Origin of the sequence: Raoultibacter massiliensis (assembly GCF_900199545.1) — a bacterium.
In the GTDB taxonomy this organism is placed as follows: domain Bacteria; phylum Actinomycetota; class Coriobacteriia; order Coriobacteriales; family Eggerthellaceae; genus Raoultibacter; species Raoultibacter massiliensis.
This window is the reverse complement of record NZ_LT962671.1, coordinates 191,226-194,120: the sequence shown is the minus strand read 5'-3', so window position 1 is coordinate 194,120 and position 2,895 is coordinate 191,226. Positions and strand designations below refer to the sequence as shown.

The window sequence follows — 2,895 nt, the reverse complement described above, 5'->3', positions numbered from 1 at the left end:
GTCCGCGACGTCGGCGGTGTCGAGGGGGTTGAGCACCGCCGAGCATCCCGGGGCGAGCTCGACGTTCGCGCCGCCGAGCGCGCCGACGAGGTTGCCGTACTCGCCGGCCGGGTCGAAGATCACGACCTCGTCCTCGGGGTGCGCGAGCACGGTGTTGGTTATCTCGCGCTTCACCGAGAAGCTCTTGCCCGAGCCGGGCTTGCCGCACACGAAGCCCATGGGGCTCGCCAGGCGCTTGCGGTCGCACAGCACCAGGTTCCCGCTCTCCTTGGACTGCCCGTAGTAGCCTCCGCCCGCCTCGTCGAGGCTCTGGCTGGCGAAGGGCATCTGCATAGCCACCTGCCCCGTGGTGAGGTAGCGGCTCACGGTGACGTGGTTGTCCCCGAGCGGGAGCACCGAGTTGAGAGCCTGGCGCTGCCGGAAGTGGAGCGGCTCGAGGCCGATCGTGCAGCCCTGCGCGACGCTCGTCACCTGCTGGACGCGGCGGTCGAGCTCCTCGAGGCTGTCGGCCCAGGTGTAGACGAGGCCCGTGTAGACGAACAGGCGCTCGGACTTGTTGCGCAGGAAGTCGAGCAGCTCCTCGGCCTCCTCCTTCGAGAAGCGCAGCTCGGGCGGCAGGATCTGGTAGTCGTAGCCCTTCTTCACGGCGCTCATCTGCTCGTCGATGATCTCCTTGTCCATCCAGTCGATCTGGCGCTTCACGAGCGCGAGCGCCTCGCTCTGCGCGATGGGCTGCACGTGCAGCGTCACGTTGAGCGGCAGCGGCAGGTCGATGATGGAGGCGAGGTAGGCCTCCTCGATGACCGACCCGAAGCTGCGCACGGCGAGCACCGCGCCGTAGCGCCCGTCGCTGCAAAAGCAGTCGGACCTGCCCTCGGGCTTGAAGTCGAGCGTGGAGGGCATGACGAAGTCCTTCGTGCGCGCGCCCGACGTCGGGGACAATTTGTCCCAGNGCGGTGAGCACGTCGCGGCGCTGCGCCCCGACCACCTCGAGCATCCCGCCGCCCTCGCTCGGGCCGGCCATTCCTATTCCTCCGCCTCTCGGGCCGCCCGGTGCATCTCGCGCTCGGCGACCTCTGCGGGCTTGGTGTTCCACAGGTCGTAGAGCGAGCCTTTCGGGAAGTCGTCGGTGATGGGCACGCGGATCCCCGCGCTGATGAGCAGCCCCTCGCCGGGCTTGACGGCGTCGCCGATGTAGCCGCGCTCCGCGGCGGAGAGCTGGAGCATCTCCGCCCATGCGTCGAGGTCGGCGGTGGACTGCTTGTGCAGCAGGAAGAACTCGGAGTTGAGCACCATGTCGCGGGCCTCGGCGTTGGCCAGCATGTGGCTCGTGTTCTGGCTGATGCCGGTGCAGATGAGGCCGAACTTGCGCCCCTCGCGCCACAGGCGGGCGAAGTACTCGACCACCGTCGGGTGCGCGAAGAGGCTCTGCACCTCGTCGATGTAGAGCCAGGTGTAGTTGGGGCGCGGCGGCGTGACCATCACGCGGTTGCGCACCATCTCGAGCGCCGTGATCATGCCGAACACGCGCATGTTCTGGCCGAGGCCGTGCATGTCGATGTTGGTGATGCGGNAGACCTCGAGGTCGTTGCGCACCACCTGGTCGCGGAACTCGAGCGCGGCGCCGTCCGCGGAGGCGCTCACGATCTCGCCGACGGCGCGGACCTCGAAGGTGCGGGGCTCGCCGTCGGTCAGCAGGTAGCTCCCGTTCGTCGCCGTCTCCCGCACGTCGTAGGTCCCGTACGGCAGGGCATCGGTCGCGGTCTGGGCGGTGTAGGCGCCGGCCTCGTCGTTCCATGCGGTGGTCAGCGTGGTCACGGCCTCGCCCGGCTCGCGCCACTCGTCGTCAACGAGGACCTTGTGCGCCGAGCGGTTCGTGACGGTGAACTCGATCCCGTCGAGGCCGGGGTGCTCGCCAGGCGCCTCCTTGTGGCCGTTGCCCGCGAGCGCCTCGGACGCCTGCAGCTCCTTGTCGGACTTGGTCACCTGCACGCCGCCGCGGAAGACCTCGTCGGTCACGGGGTCGCCCGTGAGGTCGGCCACCTCGCCGGCCTTCACGGTGAACGCGACGGAGGAGTCGCTTGCGCCGTAGCCCTCGGGCGCGCCGGACTCGACGATGCGGTAATTGCCTGCGGGAAGCGCGTCGGTGCCGGTAGCGGCGACGTGCGACCCGTCCTCGGGCGCGGTCTTGATCGTGGCGCACGCCTCGCCGTCGGCGTAGTACTTGTCTCCGACCAGCACGTAGCGGCCGCTCTCGTTCACGACGGAGAAGCTCGCGCCGTCGAGCGAGGCGTCGCCCTGGGGCTCGGCGCCCGCCTCGGAGTCCGTTTTGGCGACCTTGACTCCGCCCGTGGACCAGCTGAAGCTCACGAGCGTCTGGGAGCCGCCGCCGGTCCTGACGCAGAACGCCTCGAACCCGGCGGATACCTTGCCGGCGCCCGCCTTCATCTTGGCGAAGGTTCCGCCGATCAGCTCGGATTTCGCCCAGGAGGCGAACTCGGCGCTCGTGCCGTGCGTGGCAGCCGACTCGGACCCAGAGTAGGCGTAGGCGATGAGCACGTGGCTCGCCGCGGCGTACTTCGCGTCGTCCCAGCCGCCGCCGTCGTACCAGCTGCCCGGGAACATCGACGCGTCGAAGCCGGGAGAGCCGAACGAGTACCAGATCGCCGCCGTCACGTCGCCGCTCGGCACGGGGCTCGTCGAGTAGGAGCCCGGCGCGGGCGTCGGGGACGAGGGCTCGGCGCAGTAGGCGATGTTCCCGTCGGCGCTCATCCACGTGGTGGCGAAGCCGCCGTAGGGGATCTTGCCGCCGATGGACACGTCTACCGTGCTCGGCGCGGCGTAGGCGGGCGAGGCCGCCACGGAGGCGAGCAGCGCCCCCGCCGCCAGGATGAG

Annotated in this window: 1 protein-coding gene and 1 pseudogene; both read right to left on the bottom strand. The window is 69.7% G+C overall.

What is annotated here, in order from left to right; all coding sequences use genetic code 11:
* A pseudogene (locus tag C1719_RS04965) lies at window positions 1-978 on the bottom strand (VirB4-like conjugal transfer ATPase, CD1110 family); the annotation flags it as partial.
* Between the two features lie 48 nt (window positions 979-1,026).
* A partial coding sequence (locus tag C1719_RS04955) for a thioester domain-containing protein (protein WP_281255972.1) occupies window positions 1,027-2,895 on the bottom strand: 1,869 nt, incomplete at its 5' end.